The organism is Streptomyces spororaveus (assembly GCF_016755875.1).
GTDB lineage: Bacteria > Actinomycetota > Actinomycetes > Streptomycetales > Streptomycetaceae > Streptomyces > Streptomyces spororaveus.
Window position 1 is genome coordinate 6,974,843 of the sequence record NZ_BNED01000005.1, and the last position, 19,628, is coordinate 6,994,470.

General features: G+C 71.9%; 23 protein-coding genes. 10 read left to right on the forward strand and 13 right to left on the reverse strand.

Going from position 1 to position 19,628, the window contains the following annotated elements:
• Positions 1 to 87: 87 nt before the first annotated feature.
• Both Sspor_RS34085 and Sspor_RS34090 read right to left on the reverse strand, forming a co-directional pair.
• On the reverse strand, positions 88 to 276 hold the full coding sequence (locus tag Sspor_RS34085) for a DUF5999 family protein (RefSeq protein ID WP_030009772.1): 189 nt from the start codon (positions 274 to 276) through the stop codon (positions 88 to 90).
• A gap of 261 nt (positions 277 to 537) precedes the next feature.
• Positions 538 to 1,158, reverse strand: coding sequence for a hypothetical protein (locus Sspor_RS34090; RefSeq protein ID WP_202202525.1), 621 nt, complete (start codon positions 1,156 to 1,158; stop codon positions 538 to 540).
• Positions 1,159 to 1,645: 487 nt separating this feature from the next.
• Between Sspor_RS34090 and Sspor_RS34095 the strand changes: the two genes are divergently transcribed.
• From Sspor_RS34095 to Sspor_RS34105, 3 genes are all read left to right on the forward strand, one after another.
• Complete coding sequence (locus Sspor_RS34095; RefSeq protein WP_202202526.1) at positions 1,646 to 3,178, forward strand: glutamate-cysteine ligase family protein; 1,533 nt, start codon at positions 1,646 to 1,648, stop codon at positions 3,176 to 3,178.
• 126 nt (positions 3,179 to 3,304) lie between these two features.
• A complete protein-coding gene (locus tag Sspor_RS34100; RefSeq protein WP_237404143.1) occupies positions 3,305 to 4,105 on the forward strand; it encodes a CPBP family intramembrane glutamic endopeptidase in 801 nt (266 codons plus the stop codon).
• 95 nt (positions 4,106 to 4,200) lie between these two features.
• On the forward strand, positions 4,201 to 4,938 hold the full coding sequence (locus Sspor_RS34105) for a hypothetical protein (RefSeq protein WP_202202527.1): 738 nt from the start codon (positions 4,201 to 4,203) through the stop codon (positions 4,936 to 4,938).
• Positions 4,939 to 5,000: 62 nt separating this feature from the next.
• Here the strand turns inward: Sspor_RS34105 and Sspor_RS34110 are convergent, their stop codons facing one another.
• Positions 5,001 to 5,843 carry a PhzF family phenazine biosynthesis protein gene (locus Sspor_RS34110; protein WP_202202528.1) on the reverse strand — a complete coding sequence of 281 codons (843 nt, stop codon included), beginning with the start codon at positions 5,841 to 5,843 and terminating at the stop codon, positions 5,001 to 5,003.
• A gap of 350 nt (positions 5,844 to 6,193) precedes the next feature.
• Between Sspor_RS34110 and Sspor_RS34115 the strand changes: the two genes are divergently transcribed.
• Positions 6,194 to 6,814: a PadR family transcriptional regulator gene (locus Sspor_RS34115; RefSeq protein WP_202202529.1), complete on the forward strand. Its 621-nt coding sequence runs from the start codon at positions 6,194 to 6,196 to the stop codon at positions 6,812 to 6,814.
• A 120-nt stretch (positions 6,815 to 6,934) separates the two neighbouring features.
• Here Sspor_RS34115 and Sspor_RS34120 read toward each other — a convergent pair whose 3' ends face one another.
• Positions 6,935 to 7,363 (reverse strand): type II toxin-antitoxin system Rv0910 family toxin, encoded by a 429-nt coding sequence (locus tag Sspor_RS34120; RefSeq protein ID WP_202202530.1) that lies wholly within the window; start codon positions 7,361 to 7,363, stop codon positions 6,935 to 6,937.
• Between the two features lie 171 nt (positions 7,364 to 7,534).
• Between Sspor_RS34120 and Sspor_RS34125 the strand changes: the two genes are divergently transcribed.
• Both Sspor_RS34125 and Sspor_RS34130 read left to right on the forward strand, forming a co-directional pair.
• Positions 7,535 to 8,527: an EamA family transporter gene (locus Sspor_RS34125; RefSeq protein WP_237404144.1), complete on the forward strand. Its 993-nt coding sequence runs from the start codon at positions 7,535 to 7,537 to the stop codon at positions 8,525 to 8,527.
• Positions 8,528 to 8,687: 160 nt separating this feature from the next.
• A complete protein-coding gene (locus Sspor_RS34130) occupies positions 8,688 to 9,650 on the forward strand; it encodes a DMT family transporter (RefSeq protein WP_237404145.1) in 963 nt (320 codons plus the stop codon).
• Here the strand turns inward: Sspor_RS34130 and Sspor_RS34135 are convergent.
• Positions 9,632 to 10,294 carry a pyridoxamine 5'-phosphate oxidase family protein gene (locus Sspor_RS34135; protein ID WP_202202531.1) on the reverse strand — a complete coding sequence of 221 codons (663 nt, stop codon included), beginning with the start codon at positions 10,292 to 10,294 and terminating at the stop codon, positions 9,632 to 9,634. The two genes, Sspor_RS34130 and Sspor_RS34135, sit on opposite strands and share 19 nt — an antisense overlap.
• A 37-nt stretch (positions 10,295 to 10,331) precedes the next feature.
• On the opposite strand from Sspor_RS34135, the gene Sspor_RS34140 reads away from it, so the two are divergent.
• Positions 10,332 to 11,663 (forward strand): aminotransferase class I/II-fold pyridoxal phosphate-dependent enzyme, encoded by a 1,332-nt coding sequence (locus Sspor_RS34140; protein ID WP_202202532.1) that lies wholly within the window; start codon positions 10,332 to 10,334, stop codon positions 11,661 to 11,663.
• Positions 11,664 to 11,687: 24 nt separating this feature from the next.
• Here the strand turns inward: Sspor_RS34140 and Sspor_RS34145 are convergent, their stop codons facing one another.
• Together Sspor_RS34145 and Sspor_RS34150 are read right to left on the reverse strand one after the other, a co-directional pair.
• The gene (locus Sspor_RS34145; RefSeq protein WP_202202533.1) at positions 11,688 to 11,945 is read right to left on the reverse strand and encodes a hypothetical protein; all 258 of its coding nucleotides are present in this window, start codon (positions 11,943 to 11,945) and stop codon (positions 11,688 to 11,690) included.
• A 59-nt stretch (positions 11,946 to 12,004) separates the two neighbouring features.
• The gene (locus Sspor_RS34150) at positions 12,005 to 13,021 is read right to left on the reverse strand and encodes a DMT family transporter (protein WP_202202534.1); all 1,017 of its coding nucleotides are present in this window, start codon (positions 13,019 to 13,021) and stop codon (positions 12,005 to 12,007) included.
• A gap of 74 nt (positions 13,022 to 13,095) precedes the next feature.
• On the opposite strand from Sspor_RS34150, the gene Sspor_RS34155 reads away from it, so the two are divergent.
• Positions 13,096 to 14,016: a LysR family transcriptional regulator gene (locus tag Sspor_RS34155; protein WP_202202535.1), complete on the forward strand. Its 921-nt coding sequence runs from the start codon at positions 13,096 to 13,098 to the stop codon at positions 14,014 to 14,016.
• A 41-nt stretch (positions 14,017 to 14,057) separates the two neighbouring features.
• Here Sspor_RS34155 and Sspor_RS34160 read toward each other — a convergent pair whose 3' ends face one another.
• The gene (locus tag Sspor_RS34160) at positions 14,058 to 14,483 is read right to left on the reverse strand and encodes a pyridoxamine 5'-phosphate oxidase family protein (protein WP_237404423.1); all 426 of its coding nucleotides are present in this window, start codon (positions 14,481 to 14,483) and stop codon (positions 14,058 to 14,060) included.
• A gap of 139 nt (positions 14,484 to 14,622) precedes the next feature.
• Between Sspor_RS34160 and Sspor_RS34165 the strand changes: the two genes are divergently transcribed.
• On the forward strand, positions 14,623 to 15,249 hold the full coding sequence (locus Sspor_RS34165; protein ID WP_202202537.1) for a cysteine hydrolase family protein: 627 nt from the start codon (positions 14,623 to 14,625) through the stop codon (positions 15,247 to 15,249).
• A 41-nt stretch (positions 15,250 to 15,290) separates the two neighbouring features.
• On the opposite strand, the gene Sspor_RS34170 is transcribed toward Sspor_RS34165, so the two are convergent.
• From Sspor_RS34170 to Sspor_RS34185, 5 genes are all read right to left on the reverse strand, one after another.
• Positions 15,291 to 16,250, reverse strand: a complete 960-nt coding sequence (locus Sspor_RS34170) for a hypothetical protein (RefSeq protein WP_202202539.1) — start codon at positions 16,248 to 16,250, stop codon at positions 15,291 to 15,293.
• Between the two features lie 75 nt (positions 16,251 to 16,325).
• A complete protein-coding gene (locus tag Sspor_RS41805) occupies positions 16,326 to 16,478 on the reverse strand; it encodes a hypothetical protein (protein WP_237404146.1) in 153 nt (50 codons plus the stop codon).
• The gene (locus Sspor_RS34175; RefSeq protein ID WP_237404147.1) at positions 16,475 to 17,098 is read right to left on the reverse strand and encodes a thioesterase II family protein; all 624 of its coding nucleotides are present in this window, start codon (positions 17,096 to 17,098) and stop codon (positions 16,475 to 16,477) included. The genes Sspor_RS41805 and Sspor_RS34175 overlap by 4 nt, the downstream gene beginning before the upstream one ends.
• Before the next feature lie 6 nt (positions 17,099 to 17,104).
• Complete coding sequence (locus Sspor_RS34180; protein WP_202204032.1) at positions 17,105 to 17,728, reverse strand: ATP-dependent Clp protease proteolytic subunit; 624 nt, start codon at positions 17,726 to 17,728, stop codon at positions 17,105 to 17,107.
• 124 nt (positions 17,729 to 17,852) lie between these two features.
• Positions 17,853 to 18,452: an ATP-dependent Clp protease proteolytic subunit gene (locus Sspor_RS34185; RefSeq protein WP_202204033.1), complete on the reverse strand. Its 600-nt coding sequence runs from the start codon at positions 18,450 to 18,452 to the stop codon at positions 17,853 to 17,855.
• 423 nt (positions 18,453 to 18,875) lie between these two features.
• Between Sspor_RS34185 and Sspor_RS34190 the strand changes: the two genes are divergently transcribed.
• On the forward strand, positions 18,876 to 19,613 hold the full coding sequence (locus Sspor_RS34190) for a helix-turn-helix domain-containing protein (RefSeq protein WP_237404148.1): 738 nt from the start codon (positions 18,876 to 18,878) through the stop codon (positions 19,611 to 19,613).
• Positions 19,614 to 19,628 lie beyond the last annotated feature (15 nt).

Below are 19,628 nucleotides of genomic sequence, written 5' to 3' on the forward strand. Positions count from 1 at the left end.
TACGACGTGAACAAGGGGCCGGTCCGGGAGAGTCTCCCGGACCGGCCCCTTCGTCTTTTGCTACGGTCGGCCGGACGTCTCGGTTGCTCAGGCCGCCGCGAGCGGGCGGTGCGGGGCGATGATCTGGCCGTCCGGCAGCAGTTCACCGGTGTCCTCGAAGAGCAGGACGCCATTGCACAGCAGGCTCCAGCCCTGCTCCGGGTGGTTGGCCACCGGGCGAGCGGCCTCCCGGTCGGCGGATTCGGCTGACGGGCAGGCAGGCTGGTGCTGGCACATGGATGCGTTCTTTCGCTGCGGTGTGGTCTGTGTGCTACGGCTCGATGCGTGATTCATGGCCGTCCCCCTGGGTCATCCCCGCACCCGCGGGGAGCGTGTCATCAGTCTTCCTCCATGACAGCCGCTTCGCAGGTATTTCCCGGCAGCCGTCCTCACAGATTGATGACGCATCACTCGTGCGGGCGGTTCAGGCCAACTCCCCTGTCATTTCGGATGGTTAGCAAGTGGCCCGGGCGGACTAGGCCGAATGGGTGATTCGGGTCAGGCGGCGGGCGCGGCCAGCGTGGGAGGGGCCGCCGCCGTTGCCGGGGTCAGCCGGCGGGTCAGTACGGGCAGCAGCTCGGAGACGGGATGCGGCCGGTACGCGGCGATACCGGGCGGGGCCGGGGCGAGGGGCACCAGCAGGTCCTCGCCGGCCGGCAGCCCGGCGTCGGCGTCGGCGCCCACCGCGCCGTGCAGCCACAGGGTCAGCATGTAGAGCTCCGGTACGGACAGCAGCCGCGGCTGGTAGCCGGTGGTGAGGGACTCCGCCTGGCGCAGGGCGCGTTCGGTGGCCGCGACATAGGGGCCCTCGAAGAAGTGGGAGAAGACCCAGCCGTCGGGAGTCAGCCGGGTGTCGGCCGCCGCGATGTACCGGTCACCGCTGCGGATCAGGAACCGCCAGCCCGTGAGCCGGGTACGCGGCGGCCTGCCGCCGGCCGCGAGGTTGGACATGCCCAGCCGGTCGAGGACGTGGACCGGAAGGGGGAGTTCGGCGGTCAGCGGCCCCTGGTTCGCGCGCAGGGCCGGGGTGTGTGCCTCATGGACGGCGGTGGGGGAACCGAGTGCCGCGAGGACGCTGCGCAGGGCGGGCGCGGGAGCCGGAGGGACATGCAGCGGCATGGTGGGTCGCCTCTCACTTGGGAGACCGGTGGAAAGGGGGCAGGTGCGGACTCGCATTCTGGGGCCAGAGGGGGGCCGAGGGGCAATGGCCGCGCGCCAACTCTCTGCCTCGTTTGCGGAGTTTATACGACATGTGTTCACGCAGTGTTTCGGCTAGCTGTCCCGCCTATCGCCGACAAGGCGCTTACCGGACCCGCTGACATGGCTTTCATGCCGGATGCACGCGAACATGTCGCGCTGACCTCGGAGGTTACCGGACGGGGGCTCGGCTGGAAAGCGTCGGTTATCCGAACAAGGCAAAGTCGAAGCGGAATTTGCAGACGACGACTTGCCAGGTGAATGTGCCGAAGCGCCCTTCGGCCAAACCGGCGCGCGCTCCTCGCCACGCACGCCCCCAGCGCGTTATGGATCACGCTGCCGGGGCATCATCGACCGTAACGCGCGCCTGGGTGTCACGGGCCAGGCCCACTCGAGGAGGGACGCTTCGATGGGGGAGAAGGTCGTGGCAGGCGGATTCGACCTGTCCGATCGGCAGCGGTATCGAAGGAAGCTTCACGAGTGTCTGGAGGGACTGGAGCGGCTCCTGGCGGAGAAGAGGTTCGATCGTCCGAAGAACATGATGGGACTGGAGATCGAGCTGAATCTCGCGGGTGCCGACGGGTTGCCGAGAATGGTGAATGCACAGGTGCTGGAGCGGATTGCGAGTCCCGATTTCCAGACCGAACTGGGAATGTTCAACCTGGAGGTGAACGTCCTTCCGCACCGGCTCGGAGGCCGGGTATTCGACCAGCTCGCCGAGGAACTCAGTGCCGGCCTCGGCTATGCCCACAGGCAGGCCGCGGAGATCGACGCCGGGGTGGTGATGATCGGTATTCTGCCGACGATCTCCCGCGCGGACCTGGTCACCGCGAACCTCTCGGCGGTGGACCGGTACTCGCTGCTCAACGAACAGATCCTGATGATGCGCGGGGAGGACTTCACGCTCGACATCGACGGCGTCGAACGGCTGATCTGGACCTCCGGGTCGATCGTGCCTGAGGCCGCCTGCACCTCCGTACAACTGCATCTGCAGGTGACGCCGGCCCGCTTCTCGGCGGTGTGGAACGCGGCGCAGGCGGTGGCCGCGGTGCAGATAGCCGTCGGCGCCAACTCGCCCTTCCTGTTCGGGCGTGAGCTGTGGCGGGAGTCGCGGCCTCCGCTGTTCACGCAGGCCACCGACACCCGGCCGCCCGAGCTGCAGGCCCAGGGCGTGCGGCCGCGCACCTGGTTCGGGGAGCGCTGGGTGGACTCGGCGTACGAGCTCTTCGCCGAGAACGTCCGCTACTTCCCCGCCCTGTTGCCCATATGCGACGAGGAGGAACCGCTGCGGGTGCTCGCGGAGGGCGGGGTACCTGGACTGCAGGAGCTGGTCCTGCACAACGGCACCGTCTACCGGTGGAACCGCCCCGTGTACGGCGTCGCCGACGGGGTGCCGCACCTGCGGGTGGAGAACCGGGTGCTGCCGGCCGGGCCGACGGTCGCCGACGTCGTCGCCAACGCCGCCTTCTACTACGGACTCGTACGCACCCTCGCGGACGAACCGCGCCCGGTGTGGACCCGGCTGCCCTTCGCCGAGGCGGAGGCGAACTTCGACGCGGCCTGCCGGTACGGGATCGACGCGCGGCTGCGGTGGCCGCGCCGCGGCCGGGCCGGGGGGCTGGCGAGCGTGCCCGCCGTACGGCTGGTCCTGGACGAGCTGCTGCCGATGGCGGCGGCGGGGCTGGACGCCTGGGGCATCGAGCCCGCGGACCGGGACCACTACCTCGGCATCATCGAGGAGCGCTGCCGGCGCCGGGTGAACGGGGCGACCTGGCAGGTGGACACCTACCACCGGGCGCTCGCCGCCGGACTGGAGCGCGACGAGGCGCTGGCCGCGACGACCCGGCGCTACAGCGAGCTCATGCACAAGGGCGACCCGGTGCACACCTGGCCGGTCGGGCTGACGGAGGAGGTGAGCGCCTCGGTGCCCGTCGTGCGCTGACCGGCCGCGGCGCGGGCCTCCGTCTGTCGTCCGGCGCTCCCCGTACAAGCCCCTCGGTGATCCTCGCGGTCCGCCGAGGGGGCAGTATGGGGTGGTCGCAAACGGGATGGCAGGACGGAGTCGGGCGTGCGGACGGAGCCGGAACCGGTGTTCGTGGGACTGGACGAGGACGGGCGGCGGAGCCTGCTGCGTACCGAGACGCTGCTCGTCCTCGCGCTGTCGCTGGGCGCGAGCGGGGTCTCGGCGCTGATCAGCTTCATCGGTTCGCTCACCAAGCCCGGCGGTCTCAAGGACCAGGCGGCCACGCTCAACGGCTCCTACGCCCCCGGTCGGCCCTGGCTGGACCTCGCCTGGCAGCTGTTCGGCATCGCGAGCGCCCTGGTGCCCGTACTGCTGGTGGCGCACCTGCTGACCCGCGAGGGCGCCCCCGGGCTGCGGGTGATCGGCTTCGACCGCACCCGGCCCTGGTGGGACCTGGGCCGGGGCGCTCTCGTCGCGGCCGGGATCGGCAGCGCCGGCCTGGCCTTCTACCTGGGCGCCCGGGCCGGCGGATTCAACCTCACGGTGGTGCCGGAGGCGCTGCCCGACGTGTGGTGGAAGTTCCCCGTACTGATCCTCTCCGCGCTGCAGAACGCCGTGGTGGAGGAGGTCATCGTGCTCGCCTACCTGCTGCGCCGGCTCGGCCAGCTGGGCTGGTCGCCGATGGCCGCGCTGCTGGCCAGCTCGGTGCTGCGCGGCTCGTACCACCTCTACCAGGGCATCGGCGGCTTCATCGGCAACATGGTGATGGGCGTCGTCTTCGTCCTCGCCTACCGGCGCTGGGGCCGGGTGGGACCGCTCGTCGCCGCACACGCGCTCCTCGACATCGTGGCCTTCGGCGGGTACGCCCTGCTCGCGGGCAAGGTGGGCTGGCTGCCGACACCGTGACCCGGGGCCGGCTCCGGCCCACCCGATCGGCCCTTCCGGGCGGTGGCGGACGTCGGTGCGGTGCGAGGCTGGGAGCGAGTGAGGAGGCGCGCCCGGTGGCTCTTACGGACACCCTGGTACCGTTCGCGCCCTTCTTCGTGCCCGTGGTCACGGGCCTGGTGGGCGGCATCAGCCTGCTCATCCGGGACCGCCGCGAGGCCCGCAGCTCCGACCACCACTACCGCCGGCGGCTGGAGAAGGCCCAGCTGGAGGTCCAGTTCCTCATCGCCTGGCTCCAGGCCAAGGAGCTCGCACCGACCGACGCCCCGGCCCCGGCCCAGGAGCCGGAGCCTGGGCGCTGGCTGGACGAGTGCTACGCCTCGGTGCGCCGCGCCAAGGCGGACACGGGCGGCCGCCACCGGACGGGGCCGGTCTCGCTGCGGCGCCTTCTGCTGCTGGGGGACGCGAGCGGCGCCGCGAAGAGCATGAGGGTCGCCTACTGGGTCTCCCTCGTCCTGTTCAACGTGGCTCTCGCCTGGTGGGTCAACGCGCTGATCCGCGGCGTACCCGGTTTCATGCACGAGGAAGGGGCCTCCGAGGCCGATGAGATCGGCGCCTACCTGGGGGTGGCGGGCGTCTTCTTCCTCGTGTCGGCCGTCCTGTGGGGGTGGACGGTGCACCTGGGCGCGGCGGAGCCGGAGCAGGTCTACCGCAAGAGGATCGACTCGGACGCCTGGATGGAGCAGGAGGAGAAGCGGCGGACCGCCGCACGCGCGAAGGCCGATGCGAACGAGCGGTCCAAGGGCGAGGCGAAGAGCGACGGGAAGGGCGACGGGGGCGGGTCCGCGGGCTGAGCCGGTCCGCCCGGGTGCCCGGCCGGGTTCCCGGTCCCGCTGCCCGCGTCCGCGCCCCGTGGTCACTTCGCCCGTCCGCCCCCGGGCGGGGCCGCGAGCAGCTCGCCGTCCACGACGGTGACGGCCCGGCCGGTCAGCAGGGTGCGGTCACCCGCCAGGGTCACCCGTACGAGACCGCGCCGCGCACCGCCCTGGAGCCCGGTCAGCTCGGTGCGGCCCAGCCGCCGCGCCCAGAACGGGGCGAGCGCGGTGTGGGCGCTCCCGGTGACCGGGTCCTCGTCGATCCCGAAGGCGGGGAAGAAGCCGCGGGAGACGAAGTCGTACCCGAGGGAGGGGTCCTCGGCGGGCGCGGTGACGATCACCCCGCGCCGGGCGAAGGCGCGCAGGGCGGCGTGGTCCGGCTCCAGTTCACGGACGGTCTTCTCGTCGGCGAGCTCGACGAGAAGGTCGCCGATGTGGTCGGCGGTGTCGTGCACGGAGAGGATCGGAGGCCCGCCGAGCGCGTGGTCCACGGCGGCCGGCGCCGGCACCGGGGTGAGCGAGGACGTCGGGAAGTCCATGGTGATCGTGCCGTCGTCCGCGGTCTCGGCCGTGAGGACGCCGCAGCGCGCGGAGAAGCGGATCAGTCCCGTGGCCAGCCCGCTGGTGGCCAGTACGTGCGCGGTCGCCAGGGTGGCGTGGCCGCACATGTCGACCTCGGCGGCCGGGGTGAACCAGCGCAGCGCCCAGTCGGCGTCCCCGCCGGGCGGCAGGGGGTGGGCGAAGGCGGTCTCGGAGAGGTTCATCTCGACGGCGACCTGCTGGAGCCACGCGTCCGGGGGGAACCCGGTGTCGAGGAGCAGGACGGCGGCGGGGTTCCCGTGGAAGGGGCGGTCGGTGAAGGCGTCGACGATTCGGATGCGCATGCCCCGACGGTAGGACGATTTCTTGATCATCGACAAAGGCCGGCCCGGGGACCGGCCCTGTCGTGTCGGCGGCGTCGGCGGTCAGGTCCGCAGGTACGCGCACTGATCCAGGTTGAGCTGGTTCCCGAGGAGCGCCCGGAGCCGTCGGCCGTGGCCGAGCCGGGCCGTACGAGGAGCGGCGCCGCGGGGCTGACTGCGGCCGCGTTCCGTTCCGCCGGCCGTGACGCATGTCGATAGCGCGTGTCGGCGATGCGTTCCGATATATCGTTGACACATCGCGAGCCGTCGCCGATAGTGGAGACATCGGACAACCGATGAAGCAACGACAACGTGACGAAAGGAGCGCAGTCATGCGTTCACACGGACAGCACGGACACGACCACGGACATGACCGCGGACGGGGCCACGACCACTGCGGGCCCGATCGTCGGGAGGGTTTCAAGGGGCGGCGCGCCGCCTTCGGCCCGTTCGGGCCGCCCTTCGGCGGTGGTCCCTTCGGCGGCCGCGGCGGACGCGGCGGACCGCGGGGCCGGGCCCGGCGCGGCGATGTGCGCGCCTCGATCCTGGCGCTGCTCGCCGACCGGCCGATGCACGGTTACGAGATGATCCAGGAGATCGGCGAGCGCAGCGGCGGGGCCTGGAAGCCCAGCCCGGGGTCGGTCTACCCGACCCTGCAGCTGCTGGAGGACGAGGGGCTCATCGAGAGCGCGAGCGAGGGCGGCAAGAAGCTGTTCACGCTCACCGACGCCGGCCGCGCCGAGGCCGAGTCGGGTCCGGACGCCCCCTGGGCGGATGCCGGGCGCGGCTTCGACTTCGAGGCGATGCAGGAGGTCCGGACGGCCGGGTTCGGGCTGATGGAAGCCTTCGGGCAGGTCTTCAAGACCGGCTCGCCCCAGCAGCGGGAGAAGGCGCTCGCGGTCATCAACGACGCCCGCAAGAAGCTCTACCTGATCCTGGCCGACGAGCACTGAGCCCGGCCGGCCCCGGCACGCGACGGCGCGCCCCGCGCGTTCGTCTCGCGGGGCGCGCCGTCGCGTTCGGTGCGGGCCGCCGGGCGGCCGCGCGTCGCCGGCGGTGCGGCGGTCCGGCGGTCAGACGACCAGGCCGGCCAGTTTGCGCAGCGACTCGTTCAGCGCGGCGGTGGCCGAGTCCTTGAGCTTGCCCGCCATCAGCGAGACGGCGGCCCCGGTGAACTCGCCGTCGATGCGGACCGTGGTGGCCTCGCCGTCCGGGGTCAGGGTGTACCGGGTGAGGACCGCCACGCCCATCGGGCCCTTGCCGGTGATCGCGAAGAGGCGCTCGGCCTCCAGCTCCGAGACGGTCCACACGACCTCGGCCGGGAAGCCCATCATCTTCATGTTCTCCGCGAAGGTGGCGCCGACCGCGAGGGTCTCGGGTCCGCCCGCGGGGAAGTTCGTGTGGGTCATGCTCCACTGCCCGTACGCGTCCCAGTCCGTCAGCTGGGACCAGAGCTGCGCGGCGGACGCCTCGATGCGTGATTCCGCGGTGACTTCGGCCATGCGGCCACCCCTTCTCGTCGGGTACGTGCGGCGGAAGGTAGCCCCGGCGGGCGGAACATTCAATACTGACGACCTGTCAGATCCGGCCGGTGATGGCGGGCTCGATCTCGACTCCGTCTCAACAGGTGTCACCCCCGTGACGCTCCTGACCACCCCTGTCATGATGGCTGGATGCAAGCGTCAGGGAGAAATGCCGGACTGGGCCTCGCCCTCGTCTCGGCGTTCGCGTTCGGTGGTTCCGGAGTGGCTGCGAAGCCGCTGATCGAGGCGGGTCTGGATCCCCTCCACATGGTCTGGCTCAGGGTGGCCGGGGCGGCGCTCGTGCTGTCCCCGCTGGCCTGGCGCCACCGCGGCCTGTTGCTGCGCAGGCCCGCACTGCTGGCGGGCTTCGGGCTGATCGCCGTCGCGGGCGTGCAGGCCTTCTACTTCGCCTCCCTGTCCCGCATCCCCGTCGGCGTGGCCCTGCTGCTGGAGTACCTGGGCCCGGCGCTGCTGCTCGGCTACATCCGCTTCGTGCAGCGCAAGCCCGTGACGCGCGGTGCCGCGGCGGGCGCGGCCGTGGCCGTCGTCGGCCTGGCCTGCGTGGTCGAGATCTGGGCCGGGCTGAGCCTGGACCCGCTCGGCGTGCTCTTCGGCCTCGCCGCCGCCTGCTGCCAGGCCTTCTACTTCGTCTTCGCCGACCAGGGCGCCGACGCGGACGACGCCCCCGACCCGCTCGGGGTGATCGCGTACGGCATGCTCGTCGGCGCCCTGGTGATGACCGTGATCGCCCGGCCCTGGGAGATCGACTGGCAGGTGCTGGGCGGCCAGGCCTCCGTGGGCGGCACCATGGTGCCCGCGCCCGTGCTGCTCGCCTGGGTGGTGCTCGTCGCGACGGTCTTCGCCTACCTGACCGGTGTGGTCTCGGTGCGCAGGCTCTCGCCCCAGATCGCCGGCGTCGTGGCCTTCCTGGAGGCCGTCGTCGCCACCGTGTTCGCCTGGATCCTGCTCGGCGAGCACCTTTCCACCTGGCAGATCGTCGGCGGCGGGCTGGTGCTGGGCGGCGCCTTCATCGCCCAGTCCTCCCGGCAGGCGCCCGCGACCGCGCCGGCCGCGGCGGTGGCGGCGACCGAGCACGATCGGGCCGCCCCGGACCGCGAGCCGTCCCCGGCCGCCAAGGGTTAGGGTGGCGGCCATGTACCTGACCGTGCTTTCGCCGCCGGCCGCCTAGCGCGGGCGGCGACACCTCGCAGTAACCCGGCCCGGGGTCTCCCGGGCGGGTCCGTGCTGCCCGCGAAGCGATGACCTGCTTCCTTCATCCTTCACGCATGCGCGGAGACATCTCGTGTCGAACCATTCGCCCGCTGCCGGGCGCAGTCTGCTGTACCTCGTCATCGCCGGAGCCGCCTGGGGCACCGCCGGGGCGGCCGCCTCCCTCCTCTTCCTGGCCAGTGACCTCGGCCCGCTCGCCCTGTCCTTCTGGCGGTGCGCGGGTGGGCTCCTGGTGCTGCTCGGTGTGCTCGCCGTACGCGGCTCCCGGCGCGGCCCGGTGCGGGTGCGGCCCTCGGCGGCCTCACTGATCGGGACCGGTCTGCTCTTCACCCTCTTCCAGGCCGCCTACTTCGCCTCCGTGCAGGCCACCGGCCTCGCGGTGGGCACCGTGGTCACGCTCGGCGCCGGGCCCGTGATCATCGCGCTGGGCGCGCGGTACTGGATGGGCGAGCGGCTCGGCCTCGGAGGTGTGGTCGCCGTACTGGGGGCCCTGGCCGGACTGGCCGTCCTGGTGCTGGGCAGCGGCGGCGGTGAGGTGCGCCCGCTCGGCGTGGGCTGGGCGCTGGTGTCCGCCGCCGGGTACGCCGGGATGACCCTGCGGGCCCGGTGGCTCGGGCAGCGCGGGGCCGGCGGGGACCCGCTGGTGACCACCGCCTGGTCGGTCGCGGTGGGCACGCTGTGTCTGCTGCCGCTCGCCGCGGTGGAGGGGCTGCTGCCGCACACCGCCGATCTCGGCCGGGTGCTCTGGCTGCTGGTGTACGTCGCCACCGTGCCGACCGCGCTGGCGTACGCGCTCTACTTCACGGGCGCCGCCGCGGTGCGGGCCGCGACCGTGTCGGTGATCATGCTGATCGAGCCGGTGAGCGCGGCGGCGATCGCCGTCCTGGTGCTCGGGGAGCGGCTGACCGGCGCCGTGGTGCTGGGCACCGTACTGCTGCTGACGGCGGTGGGCGCGCTGATCGTCGCGGAGTCGCGGCGGCCCGCGACCCCCGCGCCCACCGTCGTACGGAGGACTCCTCAGAGCGCGGTGAGGTAGTCCGGGACGGCGATGCCGGGGGTCAGGTCCGCGGCGGGCACCGGGGTTCCGTACACCGGGGCCACCGGGACCACGCCCGCCCAGTGGGGCAGGTCCAGGTCCTCGGCCCCGTCGTTTACCGGGCCGCTGCGGATCTTCGCGGACACCTCGGCGAGGTCCACACGGATCACCGAGGTGGCGGCGAGTTCCCTGGCGGTGGGCGGTCGGCTGTCCGCCGCGCGGCCCGGGGCGACCGCGTCGACCATGGCGGCGAGGGCCGTGCGGCACTCCGCCTCGTCCGTGACCTGGTGGGCCGTGCCGTGCACGACCACCGAGCGGTAGTTGAGCGAGTGGTGGAAGGCCGAGCGGGCCAGGACCAGTCCGTCGACCAGGGTCACGGTCACGCAGACGGGCAGGCCCGGGTCCGTGCGGCCGGCCGCGAGCAGCGGGCGCGAACCGGTGGAGCCGTGCATGTAGAGCGACTCGCCGACCCGGGCGAACAGGGTCGGCAGGACCACGGGCGCGCCGTCGCGGATGAAGCCGAGGTGGCAGATGTAGGCCTCGTCGAGTATCGAGTGCACGGTCTCGTGGTCGTAGCGCGCCCGGTCGCGGGACCGGGTGGGGACGGTGAGGGCGGTGGGCTCGTAGCTGTCGGTGGCGGTCATCGTGCGAACTCCATTGCACTAGTGCATAATAAGCTTTGTGCTAGGAGACTATCGGATCACAGGCCGGCGCGCAGCGGATATCGCGGCCGGCGTGGAAGCGGGTGTGGCATCGGGCGCGCTCCCGCCGGGCTCACTGCTGCCGCCGATGCGGGAGCTGGCGGGCGAACTGGGCGTGAACCCCAACACGGTGGCCGCCGCCTACCGGACGCTGCGCGAGCGCGGGGTCATCGAGACCGACGGGCGGCGCGGCAGCCGCGTGCGGTCCCGGCCCTCGAGCACCCCGCGGGACGCGCTGAGGATGACCGTGCCGGAGGGCGTACGGGACCTGGCGGAGGGCAGTCCGGACGTGGCGCTGCTGCCTTCGCTCGACGGTCCGCTGGCCGCGGCGGCCCGGCGGTACGCGCAGCGGCCGACCCTCTACGGGGCGGGCCCGGTCGCCCCCGAGCTCGCCGGCCTCGCGCGGGCCGGATTCGACGCGGACGGGGTTCCGTCGGGGCCGGTGGCGGTGGTCTCGGGTGCGCTCGACGGGATCGAACGCGTACTCACCGCCCACCTGCGGGCGGGCGACGCGGTGGCGGTCGAGGACCCCGGATGGGGCGGAGCGCTGGACCTGGTGCCGGCGCTGGGTCTGCGCGTACTGCCCGTGGCGGTGGACGACGAAGGGCCCCGGACCGACGCGGTGGCCCGGGCGCTGGAGGCCGGGGCGCGGGCGCTGGTGGTGACCTCGCGGGCGCAGAACCCGACCGGGGCCGCGGTGTCCGCACCGCGGGCGGCGGAGCTGCGGGAGCTGCTGGCGCGCCACCCCGGGGTGCTGCTGATCGAGGACGACCACGGGAACGGGATCGTCGACCTGCCCTTGCACCCGCTGGGCGGGGTGACCCGGCACTGGGTGCTGGTGCGGTCCACGGCGAAGGCGTACGGGCCGGACCTGCGGCTCGCCGTGCTGACCGGCGACGCGGTCACGCTGGACCGGCTGCGGGGGCGGCAGCGGCTCGGGCCGGGCTGGGTGAGCCGCCTGTTGCAGTACGCGGTGGTGGAGCTGTGGACCTCGGGCGCGGTGGATCCGGCGGCGGTGGCCCGCTCGTACGCGGCGCGACGGGACGCGCTGGTCGAGGCGCTGGGGGAGCGGGGGGTACGGGCGCACGGGCGCAGCGGCCTGCACGTCTGGGTCCCGGTGGTCGACGAGACGGTGGTGGTGACGAGGCTGCTGTCCGCCGGATGGGGAGTGTGCGCCGGTGCGGTCTTCCGGGTCGAGTCGGGACCGGGAGTGCGGCTGACGGTGTCGCAGCTGACGGTGGAGGAGGTGCCGGTCCTGGCCGACGCGGTGGCCGCGGCCGCCCGGGTGGGGGCGGGCGCCCGGTCCGACTGACCGCGGCACCCGACGCCCGGCCCGTCAGGCGAGTTCCAGCAGGCCGCCCAGGGTGAGGACGATCCCGCACAGCGCGAGCACCGAGCCCGCGAAGCGGTAGAACGCCGCGGAGGCGACCCGGCGGGCCGGGCCGAGGTCGCCCCGGGCGTGCATCGCGAGCTCGGCAGCGGCGGCCGCCCGGCGCTCCAGCGCGCCGGCGGAGCCGCGGATGTTCAGTGCGACCCAGCTGCCCGCGAGGAGGACCGCGGGTCCGACGGTCAGCAGGACGATGGCTCCGCCCATGGAATACCCCCCGGTGATGTGATGATCGCCCGGAGGGTATCAGGCCGGTTCAGGCCGGTTCAGGCGGGCTTCCGGGCCCCGGGCCGGGTCTGTGTGAGCGCCGCGCCGGCCAGGACGATCGCGGCGCCGACCGGGGTGTTCCAGTGGAGCTGCTCGCCGAGGACCAGGACGCCCGCCGTGGTGGCGATGACCGGGATGAAATAGGTGACCATCTGGGCGGTGGTGGGGCCGACCTCCGTCACCAGCCCGTACTGCATCTGCAGGGCCATGCCCGTGCCCAGGGCGCCCAGCGCGATCACCGACAGGGTCGGCCAGAGCGGGAACGAGCTCGGCGCCGAGGTGAACGCGGCGCTCACGAGCGCGAGCTGGAGCGTGGAGATCATGAGCTGGCCGCCGGTCAGGGCCACCGGGGAGCCGGGCGTCCCGGCCAGCGTGCGGCGGACGTAGATCCAGCCGACGGGGTAGCAGAGGGACGCCAGCAGGGCGAACGCGGTGCCCTTGGCGTCGACACCGGAGAAGCCCTGCCAGGCACCGAGCACGGTCAGGACACCGAGGAAGCCCAGCCCCAGCCCGGCGAAGCGGCGGCGGGTCGGGCGGTCCTCGGACAGGGCCACCAGCGACAGGGCCATGCCCCACAGCGGCGAGGTGGCGTTGCAGATGCCCGCCAGGCTGGAGGGGATGCTGAGCTCCGCGTAGGCGAAGAGCGAGAACGGGGCGGTGTTGAGCAGCAGCGCGGCCACGGTCAGGTGACCCCAGGTGCGCAGACCCCTGGGGAGCGGCTCGCGGCGGACCAGCAGCACGGTGAGAAGGGCGAGCGCGCCGAACAGGACCCGGCCCAGTGCCACCTGGAAAGGCGCGTACGCCTCGGTGCCGACCTTGATCAGGAGGAAGCTGAAGCCCCAGATCACCGAGAGGATCGCGAACCGGACCCGCCAGTCCAGGAGGCCGCCCCGGCGCCGGCCGGTGGTGGAGGCGGCGGCGGTCGTGGCGGCGGTCGTGGCGGCGGTCGTGGCAGGGGAGGCCGGGGTAGGGGAGGCCGCCGGGAGGGTCGGCCCGGAGGTGGTCGGTGCGCTCATGCCCCTTACTGTCCTCGTATCAACTTCGTAGGACAAGCGAGAGTTTCTCGGAGTGACGCCGTAGCATTGCTTATATGTTGAACCTGGAGCGCCTGCGCACCCTGGACGCCCTCGCCCGCCACGGCTCGGTCAGCGGCGCGGCCGACGGCCTCCATGTCACCACCTCCGCGGTGTCCCAGCAGATGGCCAAGCTGGAGCGCGAGGTCGGCCAGCCGCTGCTGGCGAAGAACGGGCGCGGGGTCCGCCTCACCGACGCCGGACGGCTGCTCGCCGATCACGCCGCCCGGATCATCTCCCAGGTGGAGCTCGCCCAGGCCGACGTCGAGGCCCAGCGCGGCTGCGCCGTCGGCGAGCTGCGGATCGGCGCCTTCCCGACCGCCATGCGCGGACTGCTGCCCCAGGCTCTGGCGGCACTGCGGGCCGGGCATCCGGAGCTGCGGGTCAGGGTGCGCGAGCAGGAGCCCGAGGAGGCCATGGCGGCCGTCGTGCGCGGGGACCTCGACCTGGCGCTGGCGATCGACTGGCACAACAAGCGGATGCCGGTGCCCGCCGAGCTCACCCGCACCCATCTGCTGGAGGACACCGTCGACATCGCGGTCCCGGCAGGCCACCGGCTGGCGGACCGGACCGGGGGCCCGGGGGCGTCCGGGATCTCCCTCGCGGAATTCGGCGACGACGACTGGATCTCCTGGAACGAGGGCCAGTTCTGCCACGAGTGGCTGGTCTTCACCCTGCGCGGTACGGGAATCGAGCCGCGTATCGCCCACATCGCCGAGGAGCACCACACGCAGCTGGCCTTCGTGGAGGCCGGACTCGGGGTGTGCGTGGCGCCGAAGCTGGGCCGCGGCCCGGTGCCGTCGGGCGTGCGGCTGCTGCCGGTCTGCGACAGCGTACGCCGCCACGTGTACGCCGTCTGGCGCGCGGACGCCGACCGGCGGCCCTCCGTCCGGGCCGCGGCCGACGCCCTGCGGGAGGCGGCCGCCGGACTTCGATAGGCCGCCGCCGGACGCCGATGGCCCGCCGCCGTGCCGCGGCCCTACAGCTTGCGGAAGTCCCAGGAGACGACCGTGTCGGGGGTCAGCCGGATCCACGCGTGCCGCCCGTCGTGCGGCATCTCCTCGATGCCGAAGTTCTTGACCGGGAAGATCCGCTCCGCCGCGGCGAGCTCGGGGCAGGGTTCGCCCGTGCGCGGGGCCTCGCCCACGAAGACCGCGCTGCCGGACAGTTCCACCCCGCGCAGTTCGTCGTACGACTCGCCGGAATCCACGACCACCGAGATCCGCGGGTCCTTCCTCAGGTCGGACCAGCGGCGGCTGCGCGTGATCGAGTACAGCCACAGCGAGCTGCCGTCCCACGCGAACCACAGGGCGCCCACGTGCGGGCGCCCGTCGGGGGAGACCGTCGCGACCCGGCAGGTCTTCTGCTCACGCAGGAAGGAGTCCACCTCCGCGTCGCTCATCATGATGCGCCGGCCCCGCCGCTGCGAGCGCGGCGAGGTTCCGGTTCGTGACCTGTCCACGTCCATCCGTCCTGCACCCCTTCACACCTGACTGTGTGTCAGGAATCATGGGGGCTCTTCCGTCGCCACGCCAGGGGGAGCCATGCCGGATCTCGATCCCGCCACCACCGCGCTGCTCACCGTCGAGTGCCAGAACGGTGTCGTGGGGGAGGAGAGCGCGCTGCCCGAACTGGCCAAGGAGGCCCGGGACTCGGGGATGCTGGGGAGGGTGGCCGCGCTGGTCGACGCCGCGCGCGGGGCCGGCGTACAGGTACTGCACGCGGTCGCCGAGCGGCGGCCCGACGGGCTCGGGGCGAACACCAACGCGCGGCTGTTCCGGGCCGCTGAGAAGCTGCCGGTGCGCCAGCTGAGCGGGAGCCGGGCGGTGGAGATCGCCGCGCCCATCGTGGTGGCCGGGCAGGACCTGGTGGTCCGCCGGCTGCACGGGCTCTCCCCGATGGCCGGCACGGATCTGGACCCCCTGCTGCGCAACCTCGGCATCCGCACCCTCGTCGTGACCGGCGTCTCCTCCAACATCGCCGTCCCGAACACCGTCTTCGACGCCGTGAACCTCGGCTACCGGGTGGTGGTCCCGGCCGACGCCATCGCGGGGGTGCCCGCCTCCTGCACGGCCGAGGTGATCCGCAACTCCCTCGCCCTGGTCGCGTCCATCACCACGGCCGGAGAACTCCTCGCGCAGTGGGTCCCGCTACGTCGTGCCTCTGCGTGAGGGCGGCTCGCTCCCCGGGATCAGCAGGTCCCGGCCGTCACTCACGGACCAGGCGTGCCCACCCGCGCCTCGCGCGCACCGGCGCCGGCCTCTGCCTGGACCGACGGCCCGGTGCGCGGGGTGCGCGGGGTGCGCAGCGCCAGCAGGGTGGCGGTCAGCCAGGCCAGGACCAGTCCGCCAGCCGCTCCGAGGGTCGGCCCGTCCGGTTGGGTCAAGGGCTGCCCGCGCAGCGCCTGCCAGGCCGCCAGGGCCACCAGCCCCGCGTACCCTGCCGCCGCGACGATCACCACGCGCAGCCGGACCGTGCCGTCGGCCGGCCGGCCCGCCCCGGATGCCCGGCGGGACAGGGCGAGGGCCAGCAGCGGCAGCACTTGGAGGGCGTGCATGCCGATGAAGTGGGCGATGCGCAAATCGCCGCCCTCGGCCGACCAGCCGGTCACCGGCAGGTTCCGCCCCCCGTCCGGCACGCCTACGCTGTGCGCGCCCACGATGCCGGAGGCCCCATCGGCGAGCTGGTCCGCCGTCGGCATGCTCATCAGGAAGCCGAGCGCGAGTCCGACGACCGAGATGGCCGCCCCCAGCCGGATGGCCCAGGCAGTCGCCCGGTCCGGCAAGGGCTGCCTGTACAGCAGCACGGCGATGACCACGGTGGCCAGCCAGAGCACGGCCACGATCACGCCCATGACGGCGTATACGCCCGCGTCCAGCGGGGTCTCCTGGTTGAAGTGGCTGCGCTTGCCACGAACCACCTGCGTGACGATGAGTGCCATCTCGGAGGAAGAGCCGGCCGCGATGGCCGTCCCGGCCCACCAACTGACCCGCCGGCCCCGACTGAGCAGCGAGTGCAGCCATGCCAGGGTGGCACCGTAGACACCCAGCGACACCGCGAACTTCAGCGGCTTGAGCCAAATCGGTTCACCGGCCAGCACACGGTCGTCGACAACGAGGCCGACCAGGCTGACCACGGCCGTGACGGCCATCGCGGCGACCAGGTACGTCAAGGGTTTGTGCAACCCACGCACTGGCATGGCTTCCCCCGGGATGTGAAGAGCGAACGGTTGAATGGGCCTGCTCGGCTATCCGACGGTCGCGCCGTCGAGCCGGGCGGCGAGGGCCGAAGCCACAGCCTCACGGTCAGAGTTGACGAAGAAGTGGCCGCCGGGGAAGGACTCCACGTCGCAGAGACCGGAGGTGAACGCCGCCCAGCCCTCGGCGCCCTCGCGGGTCACATGGGTGTCCTCGGTCCCCGTGAACACCGATACCGGGCAGGACAGTACGCCTTCCCCGGGTCCGGGCCCCACGTAGCACTCGACGGCCTTGTAGTCGCTGCGCAGGGTCGGCAGCAGCATCCGGACCAGTCGTCGTCGGCGAGCACCGCCTCGTCCGTGCCGCTCAGCCGGCGCAGCTCGGCGAGGATCGTCGCGTCATCCTGGTCGTGCAGGTCCGGGCGCGTGGCGGCGTGGCCGGGGGCGCGCCGACCGGACACGAACAGCCGGATCGGCCGGAGTCGCTCCGTGGTCTCCAGCCGGCGCGCGACCTCGTACGCCAGCAGAGCGCCCATGCTGTGTCCGAACAGGGCCAGTGGACGGTCCGGGGCGAGTTCGGTGAGTGCCTCGGTGATGCGGTCGGCCAGCTGGGTCAGCTCGTCCAGCGGCGGCTCGCTCCGGCGGTCCTGCCGCCCGGGGTACTGCACGGCGTACACGCCGATCCGGGGGGCAAGCAGTTTGGACATCGGGAAGTAGGTACTGGCGGCTCCCCCCGCGTGGGGGAAGCACAGCAGCGTCATCCCGTCCTCGGTCCCGGTGGAGAACCGTCGGAACCAGCTGCCCGCGGCATGGGAGACGGTCATGTCCGGTCAGGAACCGTTCTTGCCGCGCGGATGAACCACCTGGTCCACGATCCCGTACTCCAACGCGCCCTGCGCGGTGAGGATCTTGTCGCGGTCCAGGTCCTGGCGGATCTGCTCCTTGTCGCGACCGGTGTGGTGGGCCATGATCTCCTCGATCCGGTTCCGGATGCGCTCGATCTCCAGTGCCTGGATCTCAAGGTCGGACACCTGGCCCTGCTGACCGGGACTGGCCGGGGCGTGCATCAGGACCCGGGAGTTGGGCAGGGCGATCCGCTTGCCCTTGGTACCCGCGGCCAGGACGACCGAGGCGGCCGAGGTGGCCTGCCCGATGCAGACGGTCTGGATGTCCGGCTTGACGAACTGCATCGTGTCGTAGATGGCCAGCAGTGAAGTGATGGAACCACCGGGCGAGTTGATGTAGATGGAGATGTCGCGGTCCGGGTCGGCCGACTCCAGGCAGAGCAGCTGGGTCATGACGTCGCTGGCGGAGGTGTCGTCGATCTCGGAGCCGAGAAAGATGATCCGCTCCTCGAACAGCTTGCCGTAGGGGTCGAACTCCCGCGCACCCTGAGAGGTGCGCTCGACGAAGCGGGGAAGGACGTAACGGGCCTGGGGCGCGTACTCGTGCATGGGCAAGGCAGCCTCCGTACTTTCCGGGACTCGGATGGGATCGGGCGGGCGAGCGGCAGGTGACGACGCCGGCGCGGTGAGTGACACACCGTCATTCACCGCGCCGGCGCTGCAGAGTCGCCGGTCAGCGCGCGGCGAGTCCGCCGCCGCCAGGCATCGACGGGGTGGACTGGATCACGTCGTCGATGAGGCCGTACTCCTTGGCCTCCTGAGCGGAGAACCAGTAGTCGCGGTCGGAATCCTTGGTGATGCGCTCGACGTCGTTCCCGGAGTGCTGTGCGATGAGCTGCGCCATCTCCTTCTTGGTCTTCAGGAGATGCTGCACGTAGATGCGGATGTCGCTGGCCGAGCCGGAGAAGCCGGCCGAAGGCTGGTGCATGAGGATCTTCGCGTGCGGCAGGGCGAAGCGCTTTCCGGGGGCGCCGGAAGTCAGCAGGAACTGCCCCATGGAGGCGCAGAAGCCCATGGCGATGGTGACGACGTCGTTCTTGATGAGCTGCATCGTGTCGTACACCGCCATACCGGCGGTCACCGAACCGCCCGGCGAATTAATGTACAGGTAGATGTCTTCTTCGGTCTGGGCCGCGAGCATAAGAAGCTGCGCGGTGATGCGGTTGGCAATGTCGTCGTCGACAGCCTGACCAAGGAAGACGATGCGGTGGTTGAGGAGGCTGCTGAATACCTGATCGCCCATTCCCCAGGGCGGGCTGGCTCCATTGTCCATACGCGGCGCAGAATGGCCGAATTCCGCTGCCTGGTAATCATCCTGACGAGTCACTGAACCCCCATGTGGATCCACCGGCAGCAACCGCCACCGTTCGATACTTCCGTGCTGTTCCGGTTCCGTCGATCCGATCGGGGCGCCCAACTGCCGTGACGCTTGCCGATCTTCACTCATCGGACCGTAGCACGATCATTTCCGGAACCGCGTCCCACCAGCAAATCGTTTCGCTGAGAGCGCACGTGGGGGCCGGAGTGCGGCGCATTCCCCTAGGCGCCTGCCCGTCGTTCGCCTGTGGTTAGATGCAAAGATCATTCGGCACAGTTCACACGGGGGTGGAACGTGAGTATCGGTGAGCACAGGCGATTGGAACGCGCACACTTTTTAAGAAAACGGCGTGAAAGTATCTTGCCCTGCGAAGTCGGATTGCCGCAGGGCGTTCGCCGCAGGACCCCGGGGCTCCGCCGCGAGGAGGTCGCCGTCCTCGCCGGGGTGAGCCCCACCTGGTACACGTATCTGGAGCAGGGCCGGGACGTCTCGCCCTCGCCGGACGTGCTGGACGGCCTCGCCAGTGTGCTGGGGCTGTCGGTCTTCGAACGCGACTACCTGCTCGCACTGTCCCGCGAACCGGACGCTTGCGCGCTCGCCGCGGGACCGTCCGACTCCTGGAAGTACTTGAAGGCGGTCGCGGAAAACATGTACCCGTTCCCCGCCTACATCTGTTCGCCCTCCGGCGATCTGCTTGGCTGGAATCGAGCGGTACCGGCGTGGCTCACGGACTTCGGGCAACTGCCCGAGGAGGACCGAAACGTGCTCGTGTGGATGCTCACCTCCGAAGCGGCCCACCGGCGCTTCGTCGACTGGGAGAGCGCCTCCCGCCACGTCGTCGCCCGGTTCCGGGCCGAGCTGACCGACTGGCGGGCCCTTCCCCACACCCACCGGCTGGTCCACGAACTCTCCCGCCGCAGCTCCCAGTTCCGGGAGTGGTGGGACGAGCACCGGGTGTCCGGGCCGCTGACCAGGGTCCATCGCATGCGGCACCCCGAGCACGGCGTCGTCCCGGTGCGGATGGTCGAACTGCTCCACGAGGACCCCAACGGGACCGTCCGTCTCATCGTGCACACTCCGCTTGCCGCCGAACAGCTGGGAGTCGCCGCGGCCTAGGACAGCGCGCTTTCG

Bases quoted from the DNA above. Each gene is read 5' to 3' on its own strand.
- Sspor_RS34150 (WP_202202534.1), bottom strand. From the start codon at position 13,021: ATGAGCGCACCGACCACCTCCGGGCCGACCCTCCCGGCGGCCTCCCCT.
- Sspor_RS34165 (WP_202202537.1), top strand. From the start codon at position 14,623: ATGCCGGATCTCGATCCCGCCACCACCGCGCTGCTCACCGTCGAGTGC.
- Sspor_RS34095 (WP_202202526.1), top strand. From the start codon at position 1,646: ATGGGGGAGAAGGTCGTGGCAGGCGGATTCGACCTGTCCGATCGGCAG.
- Sspor_RS34090 (WP_202202525.1), bottom strand. From the start codon at position 1,158: ATGCCGCTGCATGTCCCTCCGGCTCCCGCGCCCGCCCTGCGCAGCGTC.
- Sspor_RS34180 (WP_202204032.1), bottom strand. From the start codon at position 17,728: ATGCACGAGTACGCGCCCCAGGCCCGTTACGTCCTTCCCCGCTTCGTC.
- Sspor_RS34115 (WP_202202529.1), top strand. From the start codon at position 6,194: ATGCGTTCACACGGACAGCACGGACACGACCACGGACATGACCGCGGA.
- Sspor_RS34160 (WP_237404423.1), bottom strand. From the start codon at position 14,483: ATGATGAGCGACGCGGAGGTGGACTCCTTCCTGCGTGAGCAGAAGACC.
- Sspor_RS34120 (WP_202202530.1), bottom strand. From the start codon at position 7,363: ATGGCCGAAGTCACCGCGGAATCACGCATCGAGGCGTCCGCCGCGCAG.
- Sspor_RS34135 (WP_202202531.1), bottom strand. From the start codon at position 10,294: ATGACCGCCACCGACAGCTACGAGCCCACCGCCCTCACCGTCCCCACC.
- Sspor_RS34110 (WP_202202528.1), bottom strand. From the start codon at position 5,843: ATGCGCATCCGAATCGTCGACGCCTTCACCGACCGCCCCTTCCACGGG.
- Sspor_RS34145 (WP_202202533.1), bottom strand. From the start codon at position 11,945: ATGGGCGGAGCCATCGTCCTGCTGACCGTCGGACCCGCGGTCCTCCTC.
- Sspor_RS34125 (WP_237404144.1), top strand. From the start codon at position 7,535: ATGCAAGCGTCAGGGAGAAATGCCGGACTGGGCCTCGCCCTCGTCTCG.
- Sspor_RS34185 (WP_202204033.1), bottom strand. From the start codon at position 18,452: ATGGACAATGGAGCCAGCCCGCCCTGGGGAATGGGCGATCAGGTATTC.
- Sspor_RS34175 (WP_237404147.1), bottom strand. From the start codon at position 17,098: ATGACCGTCTCCCATGCCGCGGGCAGCTGGTTCCGACGGTTCTCCACC.
- Sspor_RS34155 (WP_202202535.1), top strand. From the start codon at position 13,096: ATGTTGAACCTGGAGCGCCTGCGCACCCTGGACGCCCTCGCCCGCCAC.
- Sspor_RS34085 (WP_030009772.1), bottom strand. From the start codon at position 276: ATGTGCCAGCACCAGCCTGCCTGCCCGTCAGCCGAATCCGCCGACCGG.